Source organism: Prauserella halophila, assembly GCF_024171895.1.
Lineage (GTDB): Bacteria > Actinomycetota > Actinomycetes > Mycobacteriales > Pseudonocardiaceae > Prauserella > Prauserella halophila.
In genome coordinates, this window is sequence record NZ_JAMTCQ010000009.1 from 527585 (window position 1) to 543169 (window position 15585).

Sequence of the window (15585 nt, forward strand, 5' to 3'; positions counted from 1 at the left end):
ACCGTAACTTACGCAATCGTAGGTTACGTGACCCTGTTCCGTCACCGGCGTTGGTTCGCTCCTGCCGCGGTGACGGCGGTCCTCGTGGAAAGAAGTGACGTGCATGACGGCAACTCTGGACGCGGACGAAACACCGACGCCCGGCCGTAAGCCGATCCTCGACGGCCAGCGCACCCCCGGTGTCCAGTTCGCGGTCTACTTCGGCGTGCTGACTCCGCTGGTAGCGCTGATCGCCGCGGTCCCCTTCGCGTGGGGCTGGGGGCTCTCGTGGGTCGATGTCGGTCTTTTCGTCGTGTTCTACGCCTTCTCCGGTCTCGGCATCACCGTCGGCTTTCACCGGTACTTCACGCACGGCTCGTTCAAGGCGAAGCCGTGGCTCCGGGCGCTGCTGGCCATTGCGGGCAGTAGCGCGGTGCAGGGGCCGGTGATCACCTGGGTTGCGGATCACCGCAGGCATCACGCGTTCTCCGATCGCGAGGGCGATCCGCATTCGCCGTGGCTGTTCGGTACGACCCCGGCGGCCGTGGCGAAGGGTTTCTGGCACGCCCACATGGGTTGGCTGTTCCAGCGGGACCAGAGCAATCACGAACGGTTCGCACCCGACCTGCTCAAGGACAAGGCCATCAGCAGGATCGACAGGATGTTCGGACTGTGGACGCTGCTCAGCTTCGTCCTGCCGGGCATCATCGGCGGCCTCGTCACCTGGTCCCTGTGGGGCTTCGTGACTGGGTGCTTCTGGGCAGGCCTGGTGCGGGTCTGCGTGCTGCACCACGTGACCTGGTCGGTGAACTCGATCTGTCACATGCTCGGGGAGCGGCCGTTCAGTGCCCGTGACCGCTCGGCCAACTTCTGGCCGTTGGCGATCGCCTCGTTCGGCGAGTCGTGGCACAACCTCCACCACGCCGACCCGACGTCCGCCCGGCACGGTGTCCAGCGCGGACAGATCGACATCTCCGCCCGTGTGATCTGGATGTTCGAGAAGTTCGGCTGGGCGCACAAGGTCCGCTGGCCGACGGCCAAGCGGCTGGAGAAGCTCTCGACCGCGTGAGCATGACCGGGTGCCTGTACGGTTCGGCAAATGGCAGGTCGACGGCGCGCTAAGCGAGACGCGGCCGCCGCGGGGACTCAGCCGGATGCCCCCGCGGTGGCGCGTGTGCGCATGACGGGCACCGAGCGCAGGCAACAGCTGCTGAACGTCGCTCGGACACTGTTCGCGGAGAAGGGCTACGACGGCACGTCCGTCGAGGAGATCGCGCGGCGCGCGAACGTCTCCAAGCCCGTGGTGTACGAGCATTTCGGTGGGAAGGAAGGCGTCTACGCGGTCGTTGTGGACCGCGAGGCCCAGGCGATTCTCGACCGCATGGTGTCGAGTCTGCACGCGGATCATCCGCGGGCGATGCTCGAGCAGGCGGCGAGTGCCCTGCTCGGTTATGTCGACGAATCGCACGAGGGTTTTCGCATCCTGGTGCGGGATTCCCCGGTCGCGAGTTCGACGGGCACGTTCTCGACACTGCTCAACGACATCGCCAGCCAGGTCGAGGACATCTTCGGCGAGGAGTTCTCGGCGCGGGGATACGACGGCAAGCTCGCACCCCTGTACGCGCAGGCTCTCGTCGGCATGGTGGCGCTCACGGGGCAGTGGTGGCTCGATGCGCACAAGCCGAAGCGGGACGAGGTGGTCGCGCATTTGGTGAACCTCGCGTGGAACGGCCTGTCGAACCTCGAACACAGGCCGAAGCTGCGAGTGGGTGAGTGAACCGGTCCGTGTCCGGGCGGCCGCGGGCCGAGGCGCCGACGACGGCCGGCCACGGCCCGGGACGTAGGCTGGAAACCGGAACCCCGTAGTTCGACGATTCGAGTGCCTGTGCCGGGTTTTCTCCGGGCACAGGCCTGTCCGCGCGTTCGCACCCGAGGGAGACACGCCGTGTCCCAGCCGACGTTGGCCGGTTTGTTGTCGGCCGTCCTGCCCGATCCCGCCCTGCGCACGGTTCTCGAGCGTGCGGGTGCCCCGCTGCTCGATCTGGACGGTGCGCCGGCGACCCGGCAGCTCGTGCTCGCCGCACTCGCGTCGGACGAGGGTGCCGGCAAGCCGGTGCTGGCGGTCACCGCGACCGGTCGCGAAGCCGAGGAGCTCACGGCGGCGCTCGGGAGCCTGCTCGGCGAGGACGTCGTTGCCGACTTCCCGTCGTGGGAGACCCTGCCGCACGAGCGGTTGTCGCCGCGGGCGGACACGGTCGGCACCCGACTGGCTGTGCTGCACCGGCTCGCTCAGCCCGGTTACGGCGGACTCCGCGTCGTCGTCGCGACGGTGCGCAGCCTCATCCAGCCGATGGCACCCGGTCTCGGATCGCTGGCCCCGGTCGAGCTCGAGGTCGGCGAAGAGCTCGACTTCGAAGGCGTGCTCGAGCGGCTCGTCGAGCTCGCCTACACGCGTGTCGACATGGTCGAGAAGCGTGGCGAGTTCGCGGTGCGCGGCGGCATACTCGACGTCTTCGCACCGACCGACGAACACCCGCACCGGGTCGAGTTCTGGGGTGACGAGGTCAGTGAGATCCGCGCGTTCTCCGTCGCGGACCAGCGTTCGCTTCCGGGCGAGATTCCCCGGGCGGTCGCGTCGCCCTGCCGGGAATTGCTGCTGACCGGCGACGTCAAGGCCCGAGCCGCCGAACTGGCCGAAGAGCATGCGACCGACGCGCAGCTCGCCGAGATCCTCACCAAGCTCGCGGACGGAATCCCGTCGGAGGGCATGGAGTCGCTGATCCCGGTGCTGTGTGAGGGCGAGCTCGAACTGCTCACCGACGCGATGCCGGAGGGCACACACGTCGTGCTCTGCGATCCGGAGAAGGTCCGTGCGCGGGCCGCCGATCTGGTGCGTACGGGACAGGAATTCCTCGAAGCCTCGTGGACGTCCGCCGCCGACGGTGGGCGGGCTCCCATCGATCTCGGTGCGTCGGCCTACCGGGGACTCGGCGAGGTACGCACGCACGCGACCGAGTCGGGGCGTGCCTGGTGGACGCTGTCGCAGCTGACCAGTGAGGGCGACGCGGTTCACATCGCGGTCGACCAGGCACCCGCTTATCACGGTGAGCTCGAGAAGGTCGTCACGGACCTGCGGGCGCACACGGCGGCCGGTGGTTCGGCCGTGGTCGTCGTTGCGGGCTCGGGTACGGCACAGCGGGCCGTCGAACAGTTGTCGGCGGGCGACGTGCCCGCCACCTATGCCGAGTCGCTCGGCGAACAGCCGAGGTCCGGCGTCGTCACGGTCACCCGCGGCGCGATCACCGGCGGGTTCGTCGCGCCGGGGAGCTCCGTTGTCGTGCTGAGCGAGTCGGACATCACCGGACGCGGTGCGGCCGTCGCGCGGACCGGGCGCGACCTGAACACGAAGATGCCCTCCCGGCGCCGCAATGCGGTGGATCCGCTCGCGCTGAAGCCGGGTGACTACGTCGTGCACGACCAGCACGGCATCGGCAAGTTCGTCGAGATGGTCCAGCGCACCATCGGTGGGGCGACGCGCGAGTACCTCGTACTCGAGTACGCCGCGTCCAAGCGGGGCCATCCCGGAGACCGCCTGTTCGTGCCGACCGACCAGCTCGACGAGGTCTCCCGTTACGTCGGCGGCGAGCTGCCCACGGTGAACAAGCTCGGCGGCTCCGACTGGAAGAACACGAAGGCGAAGGCCCGCAAGGCGGTCAAGGAGATCGCCGCCGAACTGGTGCAGCTCTACGCTGCGAGACAGTCGGCGCCCGGCCATACGTTCGGTCCGGATTCGCCGTGGCAGAACGAGCTGGAGGACGCGTTCCCGTTCGTCGAGACGAACGACCAGCTGGGGGCCATCGACGAGGTCAAGGGCGACATGGAGCGCAGCGTCCCCATGGACCGGGTGATCTGCGGCGACGTCGGGTACGGCAAAACCGAGATCGCGGTGCGTGCCGCGTTCAAGGCGGTACAGGACGGCAAACAGGTCGTGGTGCTCGTGCCCACGACGTTGTTGGCCCAACAGCACCTCAACACGTTCACCGAGCGGATGGGCTCCTTCCCGGTGACCATCCGCGGCATGTCGCGGTTCACCGAGCCCGCCGAGGCGGACAAGACGCTCGAGGGGCTCGCGGCCGGCGAGATCGACATCGTCATCGGCACGCACCGGCTGTTGCAGACCGGCGTGCGGTACAAGGACCTCGGCCTGGTGATCGTCGATGAGGAACAGCGGTTCGGTGTCGAGCACAAGGAGCACATCAAGGCGCTGCGCACACACGTCGACGTGCTGACCATGTCGGCGACGCCGATCCCTCGGACCCTCGAGATGAGCATGGCGGGGATTCGCGAGATGTCGACGATTCTCACGCCGCCCGAGGACCGTCACCCGATCCTGACCTATGTCGGCGCGTACGACGACAAGCAGGTGTCTGCAGCCATCCGGCGTGAGCTGCTGCGTGACGGCCAGGTGTTCTTCGTGCACAACCGGGTCTCGTCGATCGAGAAGGCCGCGACGCGGCTGCGTGAACTGGTGCCCGAGGCGCGGATCGTGACGGCTCACGGACAGATGCCGGAACACAAACTGGAACAGATCATCCAGGGTTTCTGGCGGCGGGACTTCGACGTGCTGGTCTGTACCACCATCGTCGAGACCGGGCTGGACATTTCGAACGCCAACACGCTGATCGTGGAGCGCGGCGACATGATGGGCCTGGCACAGCTGCACCAGCTCCGGGGCCGTGTCGGCCGCGGCAGGGAGCGCGGCTACGCGTACTTCCTGTATCCGCCCGAGAAACCGCTCACCGAGACGGCCCACGACCGGCTGGCCACCATCGCCCAGAACACCGAGCTCGGTGCCGGTATGGCGGTGGCCATGAAGGACCTCGAGATCCGTGGTGCGGGCAACATCCTGGGTGCCGAGCAGTCCGGGCACATCGCCGGTGTCGGTTTCGATCTGTACGTCCGGCTGGTGGGCGAGGCGGTCGACGCCTTCCGGCGGAGCGCCGGTGACGAGTCGGCCGAGGAGGAGGCACCGGCCGAGGTTCGGGTGGACCTTCCCGTCGACGCTCATCTGCCGCACGACTACGTGCCCGGTGAGCGGTTGCGGCTCGAGGCCTACCGCAAGATCGCGGCTGCGACGGACCAGTCCGAATTGGACGGCGTGCTGGACGAGCTGGTGGACCGCTACGGACAACCGCCGGAGGCGGTGCGCAGGCTGCTTGCGGTGGCCGCCTTCCGGCAGACGTGCCGCAAGGCGGGCGTGACCGAGGTGACGGTCCAGGGCAACACGGTCCGCTTCACGCCGCTGCCGCTGGGGGATTCGCAGTTGGTACGGCTGAAGCGGCTCTATCCCAAGGCCACGTACAAGGCGGTGACGCACACGGTGTCGGTGCCGAAGCCGACGGAGGGGCCTGCGGGCGGCCGGATCGGTGCACCGCCGCTGCGCGACGAGGCGTTGCTGGATTGGTGCGGCAACCTTCTGACGTCGATGACGCAACAGCCCGCGGCGGTGTGAGCACGTCCGATGCCTGCCGCCGGTGCGTGCGCGGCAGCAGTCGACCGATGTGTCCACCGTTTCGAACGTGAGGTCGTTCCTGGTCGACCTTCGGGATTGGGTCATGGCTCAACGATAATCCGAAATCGAAATCAGCAAAATTCCCTGAAATGACGGTTCTTGCCGGAAACAATTCGACACTCGTGACACGTGTGGCGCCGTCCGGAGTCGACGGAACACGACGGAATTCGTTGCGCGCCAACGGATTCAGGGGTGCGGCCGAGTGTCAACCACGGCTGCCACGGTGCGGCCGCTCCTGCGACTCGGCGCGCCGGGGCGGGGCGCCGTTCCGAAGTCACGAGCCACGAGTCACGAGCCACGAGCCACGAGTCGCCTCGTCACGAATCGCGCCGTGACGGCGACGCCACGAGACGCCACGAGACGCCACGAGACGCCACGAGACGCCACGAGACGCCACGAGACGCCACGAACGGTGCCGCTGCGAGCTCCGGCACCGCGGCCGCGGTGAGTTTCCGGTTTCCGGGAGGATGTCGCGCCCGTGGTTGCGTCGGACGGTGGGGGATGTGCGAGGCTCACGCCTGTGATCCGGACCATGCGTCGCCCCCTCGCGTTGTTCACCGCCCTGCTCGCAGGCCTTGTGCTGGCCGGATGCGGTTCCGGGCCGAGTCAGGTCCATTCGGCGGCCATCGTCGGTGACCGGTCGGTGCCGCTCGACGACGTGCAGCAGGAAATCGACTGGCTGCTCGACAACGTGGACCAGGCACAGCAGGCACAGCGGCAGGGCAAGGTTGACTTGTACGCGCGCGAGGTCGTCCGTGGCCGCGTGATCCACGAACTGGCGCAGATCGCAGCGAAACGGGAAGGTATCCGGGCCGACCGGTCCGAGGTCGACGAGCTGATCCGGGGCAGTGGTGGCGCCGACGAGGTGTCCCGCTCGGCCGGTGTCGAGCCCGACCGGGTACGTGATGTCGCCTCGGACCAGGTCGTGTTGCAGGAGCTGGCACGCAAGTACCTCGGCAGGCTCTCGGTCGATCTGCTGGGCACCGTGATCACCGGTGACGAGCCCGGAAACAGTGCCAAGGAGAAGGCGACCGCGCTCGGCAGGCGGATCGCGGACGATCCGGACCGTGCGCGGGCGACGGTTCGTGAAGCGGGTCATCAGCTGGTCGACGAGGAGCTCGACTTCGCCGAAACGCTCCAGAACGACCCGGAACTGGCGACCACCGCGGTGTTCGGATCGCAGGAGGGCACCGTCGTGGTGATCCAGCCGAGCCGGCAACAGGCGGGCTGGCTGGTGGGCCTGGTGTCCGAGCGGCGGACCGGCGGGCAGGCGGATGCGGCCGAGCCGCAGGTCAATCCCGAGTACCTCTACTTCGCAGGCCTTCGGATGCTGCAGCCGATCGCGGAGGAGGCCGGGGTACGGATCAACCCGCGCTACGGAGTGTGGGACGAGGCTGCGTTGTCGCCGGCTCCGAATGAGGACGAGTTGGCCGGGAGGCTGTTGCGGTCACGTACCGTGAACTCATGACCTGGCGATCGGCGACGGTGGTGCTGTGCAGTCCGGCGCTGCCGGATCATGTCCCCGCCGCTGCGCTGAGCGTGGTCCGTGGGGCGGAGCACGTCTACGCGGCCGCAGGGCTGCCGGACGGTCTGCGGGCGGCACTGGATGCGAAGCCCGCGCCGCATCCCGACGAACTCGCGCGGCAGAGCGGTGTGGTCCTGGTGTCCGCGGACGCCGGCGAACCCGGCGCTGCGGAACTCATCGCAGAAGGCGCCACGGTGATCGACGCCCCGGCGCCGCCGCTCGAACGGGCCGTCGAGGTGATGGACCGGCTCCGCTCGCCCGGCGGATGTCCGTGGGACGGGGCCCAGACGCACGAGTCGCTGGGCCGCTACCTCGTCGAGGAGACCTACGAACTGCTCGAGGCCATCGAGGACGGCGACCGGAACGCGCTTCGCGAGGAACTCGGTGACGTGCTGCTGCAGGTGCTGTTCCACGCCCGCGTCGCGGCCGAGGACGGGGCCGACGCGTTCGACATCGACGAGGTCGCGACCCAGTTGGTGACGAAGCTCGTCGGCAGACATCCGTACCTGTTCACCGGCGAGGACCGGGTCGATTCGACCGAGCAGCAGCAGGTGACCTGGGAAGAGCGGAAACAGCAGGAGAAGCAGCGCGAATCGCTTGTGGACGGGGTCGCGCTCGGGCAGCCCGCCGCCGCGCTCGCGGGCAAGCTCGGTCAGCGGACCGGCCGTGCCGGGGTGCCGTTCGATCTGATGCCCGCGAACGCCGACGACGGGTCCCGGCTGTTCCGGATTGCGGCGGCAACCGCACGTACGGGCGCCGACCCGGAAGGTTCCCTGCGCGGGGTGGCCAAGGAGTTCGCGGCGCGGGTCCGGGAGGCCGAACGTGCCGCGCGGGCCGCGGGCCGTGAACCGGCCGAGCTCGATGCCGACGGATGGCGGGAGTTCTGGCAGGCGTCTTCCGCGTAGCCTGGCCGCGTGAGCGAACGCCCTTCGTCCTCGACATCCCCTGGCGATGGCGGGCCGTCGTGGCCGCTGCCCGGTCCGGCGTTGTCGCGCCTCGCTCTGGCTCTCGGCCTCATCGCGACCGGACTGCTCCTCGTGTTCACCGTCGGCATGAACCGCGACGAGCAACCGAACGCCGAAGGCGCTGCACCGTCGCCCGAGCGGGAGTCGCGGACGCGCGCGAAGCAGACCGTGCCCGCGGCGGCCACGCCGGCACCTGTCGACCGGCCTTCCGAGTCCGATGAGGACGAGCTCGACACGTGGTCCCGGAAGATCGAGCGCTCCACCGGGATTCCGGCGCGGGCCGCAGCCGCGTACGGGCGTGCCGAGATGTGGTTGCGCGGTGACCGGCCGGACTGTCACCTGTCGTGGAGCACCCTCGCGGCGATCGGCCAGGTCGAGTCGCGGCACGGTGCCGCAGGCGGCGATCGGGGGATCGGCATCGACGGACGGCCGGCTACGCGGATCGTCGGTCCGCCGCTCGACGGGTCGCAGGGACGCGCCCAGGTCCGGGACACCGACCGTGGTGAGATCGACGGCGATTCGACGTGGGACCGGGCCGTCGGGCCGATGCGGTTCCTGCCGGCACAGTGGCAGCGTTGGGGAGAGCGGGCGACCGGGGACGGGGGCGGCCCCGATCCGCAGGACATCGACGACGCGGCGCTCACCGCGGGCCGGTATCTCTGCGCCGACGGCCGGGATCTGGACACCGCCGGCGACTGGTGGAAGGCGGTCGACGGCTTCCGCGGCCCCGCCGCCCCGGACGGCTACGCCCGCCGGATCGTCGAGCGGGCGGACGTCTACGCGGGCCAGGCGCCGGGGTGACTCGCGGCGAGAGGCGCGAGGCGCGAGGCGGCAGCGGCCGGCAGGACGGAACCAACCGGTGGGCCGTGGGTGGCAGGCGCAGCGGGGAGCGTGGTCTGCGGCCGGTGGGCCGTCAGCCGTTGCCGAGCGCCAACCGGGACGACACCTCGCCGATGGCGTCCTGGTACTCGGCCTGCGGATGCATCGCCGAGGCCATCCGGAGCTGGCCGAGGGCTTCGGCGAGTCTGCCGAGCCGTTGCAGGGTCTTACCGAGTACGAACCGGGCGTAGTGGTCGGACGGGTCGTGCTCGATGACTTTGCTCAGGGCGTGCTCGGCCCTTCGCAGTTGTGCGGAATGAAAGTAGGCACGCCCCGCGAGCAACTGGACGCTCGGCTTGTCGTGTTCGGCCTCGAGCACCGGTTCGAGCGCATCGAGCGCGTCGAGCGGACGACGCCGTTTCACCAGTTCCTCGGCTCGCCGGAATGCGTGGACAGGAGAGTGGCCCACGTCCGCCGGCTGCCGGCCGGAAGTCCGCGCAGGGCCTGCCGGAGGTGGGTTCGATGGCGTCGATTCACCCATGGTTCAGCGACGGTACCCGCGTCGGAGGCGCTTATCGAGACCTTGACTCGGCACCGAATCGATGATCGCCCCGGTGGGTCCGGTGCGCGGCGGGTGCCGGCACCGGCCGGGGTCGTGATAGCCGGCGATCGTTCGTGTGGTGGACTAGCCCGCCATGAGCGACCCCGCGATGAGTAATGACGGCCCGAGGTATCTCGGGATCGCGCCGTACCTCTACTACACGGACGCCACCGAGGCGGTGGAGTGGCTCACCCGCGTCTTCGGGTTCACCGAGAAGGTTCGCTACGTCGACGCGGTGGGCGAGGTGTTCCAGGCGACCCTGAACGCGGGCGGCTCCGACATCCACCTTGCCGGTGTCGGTGACGAGTACTGGCCCGCGAAGGGCGTCGACGGCCCGGTGGGCCAGCTGAACGTGGTGTACGTCGACGACGTCGACGCCCAGTTCGAGCGGGTCAACGACACGGTCGGCGACGGCTTCGAGGTGTCGCGTCCGCAGGACCAGCCCTACGGGGCGAGGCTGTTCACGGTGCAGGACATCGGCGGAAACGGCTGGACGTTCTGGCAGCACATCTCCGACATCGCCGATCTGCCGGCGGGCTGGCGGGAGATCCGCAACGGCGAAACCGTCTCCGGTGGAGACCCGGCCGGAACCGCCGACGGCACCGGCGCGGGTGACGGCGAGGCGGACAGCGAAGCCGGGGCCGGTGAATCCGCTGCAGGCTGACCCGAGCTGACCCGAGCGGGCACTGAGCCGGCCTGAGCCGAACCGAGCAGGCACTGAGACGTTCACCACTGACTGCTCTCCTCGCCATTTGTGCACGTCGTCGTGCGCGTGCCGCCGACGGGTGATGTACAACGCCCGATACGCTGCCGTCCAGGCGACTACGTTGAGTGCCGTCAGAACGGCACAACCGGGTGAGGAGCAAGTGTGGCGGTGATCGAGCAGGTAGGCGCGCGGGAGATTCTCGACTCTCGTGGTAACCCGACTGTCGAGGTGGAGGTGGCCCTCGACGACGGAACGCTGGCGCGGGCCGCGGTCCCGTCGGGTGCGTCGACCGGTGAGCACGAAGCCGTGGAGCTGCGCGACGGCGATGCCAACCGCTACGGCGGCAAGGGTGTCGAGCGTGCCGTGGCCGCGGTGCTGGACGAGATCGGCCCTGATCTCGCGGGAACCGACGCGGTCGACCAGCGCATCGTCGACCAGAAGCTGCTGGACCTCGACGGCACGCCGGGCAAGTCGCGGCTGGGCGCCAACGCCATTCTGGGCGTGTCGCTGGCCGTCGCGAAGGCCGCGGCCGACTCGGCCGACCTCGAGCTGTTCCGGTACCTCGGCGGCCCGAACGCCCACGTGCTGCCGGTTCCGATGATGAACATCCTCAACGGCGGTGCCCACGCGGACACCGACGTCGACATCCAGGAGTTCATGATCGCCCCGATCGGCGCCGAGTCGTTCCGGGAGGCGCTGCGCTGGGGCACGGAGACGTACCACGCGCTGAAGTCGGTGCTGAAGTCCCGCGGACTGGCGACCGGGCTCGGCGACGAGGGCGGCTTCGCCCCGAGCCTGAGCAGCAACCGGGAGGCCCTCGACATCATCGTCGAGGCGATCAAGAAGGCCGGCTACCAGCCCGGCAGGGACATCGCGCTGGCACTCGACGTGGCGGCGACGGAGTTCTACTCCGACGGTGTCTACAACTTCGAGGGTTCCACGCGCAGCGCCGAGGACATGAGCGCCTACTACGCGGAGCTGGCCGACGCCTACCCGCTGGTGTCGATCGAGGACCCGTTGTCGGAGGACGACTGGGACGGCTGGGTCACGCTGACCTCGCAACTCGGCGACAAGCTGCAGTTGGTGGGTGACGACCTGTTCGTCACGAACCCGGACCGCCTCGAGGACGGCATCTCCCGTGGTGCGGCGAACGCGCTGCTGGTGAAGGTCAACCAGATCGGCACGCTCTCGGAGACGCTGGATGCCGTGGCGCTGGCGACGTCGTACGGCTACAAGTCGATGATGAGCCACCGTTCCGGCGAGACCGAGGACACCACGATCGCCGACCTGGCGGTGTCCACGGGTGTCGGCCAGATCAAGACCGGCGCGCCGGCACGCAGCGAGCGCGTGGCCAAGTACAACCAGTTGCTCCGCATCGAGGAGACTCTCGGGGACGCCGCCCGCTATTCGGGCGAGCTGGCCTTCCCGAGGTTCACGCCGGAGACCTGACGCGACCGTGGCCGACCGGGGGAGAACGCGGACCAGGCGTGGTGGGGGCCGAGCACGTGGCTCGGCCCCCCGCGACCTGCGGTCGCCGCAGCGCACTCGACGTTCCGGCGGCCGCAGGTCGGCCCTGCGCAGCTCCGCGGCCAAGAAGCGTGCCGCGAGTGCAGCCAAGGTGCTCGGGATGTCCACGACGCGCCGCGCGGCCGTCGTGGCGATCGTGGTCTGCGCGCTGGCGTTCACCATCGCCGTGCCGCTGCGCACGTATCTGTCGCAGCGCGCGGAGGTGGTCGAACAGGAGGACAGGCAGGAGCAACTGCAGGAGCAGGTCGAACGCCTCGAACAGCGGAAGGCCGAACTGTCCGACCCGGCGCAGGTGGAGGCCGAGGCGAGGCGCAGACTTCGGTATGTGATGCCCGGTGAGACGCCGTACATCGTGCAGCTGCCGTCCGACGAGGGGAGCGAACGGCAGCCTGTGCGGGGAGACGGCTCGCCGAAGCGTCACGGGGCCTGGTACGAGCAACTGTGGGATGGCGTGACCGAAGGTGAATGACACCGATTTCGAACCGGTGACCGACGCGGACCGGGAGATCGTCGCGGAGCAGCTGGGCAGGCCGCCCAGGGCGTTGCGGGCGGTCGCGGCGCGGTGCCCGGGCGGGCATCCCAGCGTCGTCCAGACCAGTCCGCGGCTCGAGGACGGCACACCGTTCCCGACGTTGTACTACCTGACGTGCCCGAATCTGAACTCCCTCGTCGGCGGACTCGAGGCACACGGCGTGATGCGGGAGATGAGTGAGCGGCTCGAACGGGACGAGGATCTCGCCGACGCCTACCGCCGCGCACACGAGAAGTACCTGGCCGAACGCGACGCGATCGACCCGCTCGGCCACGAGGTCACCGCGGGCGGAATGCCGAGCAGGGTCAAGTGCCTGCACGTCCACCTCGCGCACACGCTCGCACGTGGCGAGGGTGTGAACCCGTTCGGCGACGAGACGTTGCGATTGCTGCACGAGCTCGGCTGGCCGAACGGCGACTGCCTCGCCCGCGCCTGACCTCGGCCCTGCCTCCCGGGTGATGCCGGTGTGATGCCCGGCCGGGCCAACCGGCGAGTAGGTGTCCCTGCGCGTGTGGGAGCCGCTCCCGCTGGGCATTCCTCCGGTGGAGACGAGCGTCGCCGGCACACGTGGGGGAGCGGGCGTGAACAGACCGTGCAGAGCCGGGTTCCGGGGGAAGACGGTTGCCACCGTGATGGCGGGGCTGCTTGCCGTGGCGCCCGCGGCGTTGTCGAGTGATCGGGCCGATCACGCGTACGACCGGGCGGAGGCGACCGCTTCGGCGGACTCCGGCGACGGCGCAGGCAGTACGGAGAGCAGGAATCGGGCGGCGGTCGACGGCAGTCTGCCGTCGCCGCCGATGGCCGAGGAACTGCTGATCGAACTGCCGGGACCGGGCCCGTTGGGGATCCCCCGCAGCATGCTCGAGGCATACCGGCAGGCCGCGCGCACGGTCGGTTCCGAGCTGCCGGACTGTGGCGCCGACTGGGCGCTGCTGGCCAGCGTCGGCCGGTCGGAGTCGAACCACGCGCGCGGCGGGTTCGTCGACGCGGAGGGCACGGCGCGGGAACGGATCACCGGGCCCGCGCTGAACGGCGGTGATGGTGTCGCGAAGATCCGTGACACCGACGGTGGCGTAGTCGACGGCGACACGACGTGGGACCGCGCCGTCGGTCCGATGCAGTTCGTTCCGGAGACCTGGCGCAAGTACGGCGCAGACGGCAACGGCGACGGCCGGGCCGATCCGAACAACGTGCACGACGCGACGCTCGCCGCTGGGCGGTACCTGTGTTCGGGCGGGCTCAACCTGCAGGCAGGCGGTCAACTGCGGGCCTCGTTGCACCGCTACAACGACTCGCGCTCGTATGTCGAGACGGTGATCCGCTGGGCGCAGGCCTACCGGGACGGCGTACTCCCGATCCCGGACAGCGACGTGCCGCTGGGTGTGCCACCGGAGCTCGTGGCCGAGGCGCCCGAGCCGGAGTCGTCCCCGGCCGAGCGGCCGCCACGGGACGTGATCGCCGCGCCCGGCCCGCAGCAGGACGGGTCCGACGGCGGTGGTCCCGGTGGAGACTCCGCTGCCGGAGGCAGTCCGGACGGCGGCCGGGGCGAGGTCACCGTGACGAGGCCGCGCCCGCCGAACGGTCCCGGCAGCGACGGTGGCAGCGACGGTGGCAGTGGCGGCGACGGTGGCGACCACAGCCTCCCGCCCGGCGGTGGACACGGTGACGGTGGTGCGCCCGGTGGCGGACAGAGCGACGGTCCGTCGTCGGCCGATCCCGCACCGCCGGACGGTTCGCCTCCGCCGGGCCCGGGCGACTCACCGACTCCGTCACCGACCCCGACTCCGTCACCTACTCCTACTCCGACTCCGCCGGACGAGTGTCCGACGCCGGACGAACCGGAGACGACGACCGAGGAGACCGGGGAGCGCGAAGAGGCCGGAGAGCGCGAAGAGGCCGGAGAGCGCGAAGAGGCAGGGGAGGCCGCGGAGCGCGAGGAGACCAAGGCGACCGAGGGCTCGCCCCCGCCGTGTCTGTGCCCCGGCGATCCGGAGACCGACGAGGACGACGAGATCGTCGCGCCCGACGAGTGCGAGTGGCCCGCGACGGGGCCGGAACCGGACCAGGACGGAAAGCCAGGGCTGCGGAGGAGTCCGGAGAACCGGTGACTCCCGCTCCCCGCCGGGTTCGTCGTGGGCGCTACGGGTGGGCGGCGCGAAGCGTCTAGTGTTGGCCGCATGCCTCGTGTAGCCGCCATCGACTGTGGGACCAACTCGATCCGCCTGCTGGTCGCGGAGCTGACACACCGCCACGACGGCAGTGTCGACCTGCGTGACCTGCACCGGGAGATGAAGGTGGTGCGGCTCGGTCAGGGCGTGGACGCCACGGGCCGGCTCGCACCGGAAGCGCTGGAGCGCACTCGGGAGGCGTTGGCTTCCTACGCGGTCGCGGCCCGGAGAAAGGGCGCCGAGAAGGTGCGCATGGTCGCCACGTCGGCGACCCGCGACGCGAGCAACCGCGACGAGTTCTTCGCCATGACCCGCGAGGTGCTCGGCGTGGAAGCGGAGATCATCACCGGAGACGAAGAGGCGCGCCTGTCGTTCACCGGTGCCGTGGGCGAGCAGGACCCTGACGACGGGCCGTTCCTCGTCGTGGACGTCGGCGGCGGGTCGACCGAGCTCGTGCTGGGCACCTGGGACGGTGCGCAGGCCGAGATCCTGGGCGCCAAGTCCGTCGACATCGGGTGCGTGCGCCTCACCGAGCGGGCGTTGCCGAACGACCCGCCGACCGCCGAGGACGTCGATACCGCCCGCGGGGTCGCGCGCGAGGTGCTGGCCGAGGCGTTCGAGGTGGTCGACGTCGCGAAGGCGCAGACGTGGATCGGTGTGGCGGGAACGATCACCACGCTGTCGGCGCTCGCTCAGGACCTGCCGGAATACGATTCGCAGGCCACACACCTGTCGCTGCTGTCGCACGCCACGGTCGATCGCGTCACCGCCGAGCTGCTCGCCGCCGACCACGACGCGCGCGCGGCCCGGAAGGTCATCCACCCGGGCCGGGTCGACGTCATCGGAGCGGGCTCAGTCGTCGTGCAAACGCTTGCCGAGGAGCTGCAGGCCCGCGGCGGCCCCGATTCCCTGGTGGTCAGCGAACACGACATCCTCGACGGCATCGCACTGTCGCTGGCCTGAGAACCGGCGCGACGCGGTCCGGCGTGACGTCCTCGTCGAGCTGGTCGCGCTGCTGGGCGACGGCGCTGCGGTGCTCAGGCCTAGGGGTGCTTAGGCGTAGGGGTGCTCAGGCGTAGGGGTGCGCACCGGAGTTGTGTGGTGCGGGGTGGTTGTGTGGCGCGGGTGACGAGAAGGGCTCCGCACGCGCGGTCGTGTCGACGTTCGCGTGCGGAGCCCGTTCGTGTCCCT

13 protein-coding genes are annotated in these 15585 nt (G+C 69.8%); 12 read left to right on the forward strand and 1 reads right to left on the reverse strand.

The window, feature by feature from the left end:
* The first annotated feature begins 103 nt into the window (after positions 1 to 103).
* The 6 genes from LY41_RS08660 to LY41_RS08685 all read left to right on the forward strand — a co-directional run bounded on the left by LY41_RS08660 (position 104) and on the right by LY41_RS08685 (position 8842).
* The gene (locus LY41_RS08660) at positions 104 to 1048 is read left to right on the forward strand and encodes an acyl-CoA desaturase (RefSeq protein ID WP_253863351.1); all 945 of its coding nucleotides are present in this window, start codon (positions 104 to 106) and stop codon (positions 1046 to 1048) included.
* A gap of 111 nt (positions 1049 to 1159) precedes the next feature.
* Positions 1160 to 1756: a TetR/AcrR family transcriptional regulator gene (locus LY41_RS08665; protein WP_253863352.1), complete on the forward strand. Its 597-nt coding sequence runs from the start codon at positions 1160 to 1162 to the stop codon at positions 1754 to 1756.
* A 168-nt stretch (positions 1757 to 1924) separates the two neighbouring features.
* Positions 1925 to 5491, forward strand: coding sequence for a transcription-repair coupling factor (gene mfd, locus LY41_RS08670; protein WP_253863353.1), 3567 nt, complete (start codon positions 1925 to 1927; stop codon positions 5489 to 5491).
* Between the two features lie 592 nt (positions 5492 to 6083).
* On the forward strand, positions 6084 to 7019 hold the full coding sequence (locus LY41_RS08675; RefSeq protein WP_253863354.1) for a SurA N-terminal domain-containing protein: 936 nt from the start codon (positions 6084 to 6086) through the stop codon (positions 7017 to 7019).
* Complete coding sequence (locus tag LY41_RS08680; protein WP_253863355.1) at positions 7016 to 7981, forward strand: nucleoside triphosphate pyrophosphohydrolase; 966 nt, start codon at positions 7016 to 7018, stop codon at positions 7979 to 7981. The genes LY41_RS08675 and LY41_RS08680 overlap by 4 nt, the downstream gene beginning before the upstream one ends.
* A gap of 9 nt (positions 7982 to 7990) precedes the next feature.
* On the forward strand, positions 7991 to 8842 hold the full coding sequence (locus tag LY41_RS08685; protein WP_253863356.1) for a lysozyme family protein: 852 nt from the start codon (positions 7991 to 7993) through the stop codon (positions 8840 to 8842).
* Between the two features lie 112 nt (positions 8843 to 8954).
* On the opposite strand, the gene LY41_RS08690 is transcribed toward LY41_RS08685, so the two are convergent.
* Entirely contained in the window at positions 8955 to 9401 is a 447-nt protein-coding gene (locus LY41_RS08690) for a tetratricopeptide repeat protein (protein ID WP_372493160.1), read from the reverse strand.
* Positions 9402 to 9555: 154 nt separating this feature from the next.
* Between LY41_RS08690 and LY41_RS08695 the strand changes: the two genes are divergently transcribed.
* From LY41_RS08695 to LY41_RS08720, 6 genes are all read left to right on the forward strand, one after another.
* Positions 9556 to 10125, forward strand: a complete 570-nt coding sequence (locus tag LY41_RS08695; protein ID WP_253863358.1) for a VOC family protein — start codon at positions 9556 to 9558, stop codon at positions 10123 to 10125.
* Positions 10126 to 10329: 204 nt separating this feature from the next.
* The gene (gene eno, locus LY41_RS08700; protein ID WP_253863359.1) at positions 10330 to 11616 is read left to right on the forward strand and encodes a phosphopyruvate hydratase; all 1287 of its coding nucleotides are present in this window, start codon (positions 10330 to 10332) and stop codon (positions 11614 to 11616) included.
* Positions 11617 to 11794: 178 nt separating this feature from the next.
* Positions 11795 to 12163, forward strand: a complete 369-nt coding sequence (locus tag LY41_RS08705; RefSeq protein ID WP_301296791.1) for an FtsB family cell division protein — start codon at positions 11795 to 11797, stop codon at positions 12161 to 12163.
* Positions 12156 to 12662, forward strand: coding sequence for a DUF501 domain-containing protein (locus LY41_RS08710; RefSeq protein WP_253863361.1), 507 nt, complete (start codon positions 12156 to 12158; stop codon positions 12660 to 12662). Before LY41_RS08705 ends, LY41_RS08710 begins: the two co-directional genes overlap by 8 nt.
* 145 nt (positions 12663 to 12807) lie before the next feature.
* On the forward strand, positions 12808 to 14334 hold the full coding sequence (locus LY41_RS08715; RefSeq protein ID WP_253863362.1) for a lytic transglycosylase domain-containing protein: 1527 nt from the start codon (positions 12808 to 12810) through the stop codon (positions 14332 to 14334).
* A gap of 69 nt (positions 14335 to 14403) precedes the next feature.
* A complete protein-coding gene (locus LY41_RS08720) occupies positions 14404 to 15357 on the forward strand; it encodes a Ppx/GppA phosphatase family protein (protein WP_253863363.1) in 954 nt (317 codons plus the stop codon).
* The last annotated feature ends 228 nt before the right edge of the window (positions 15358 to 15585 follow it).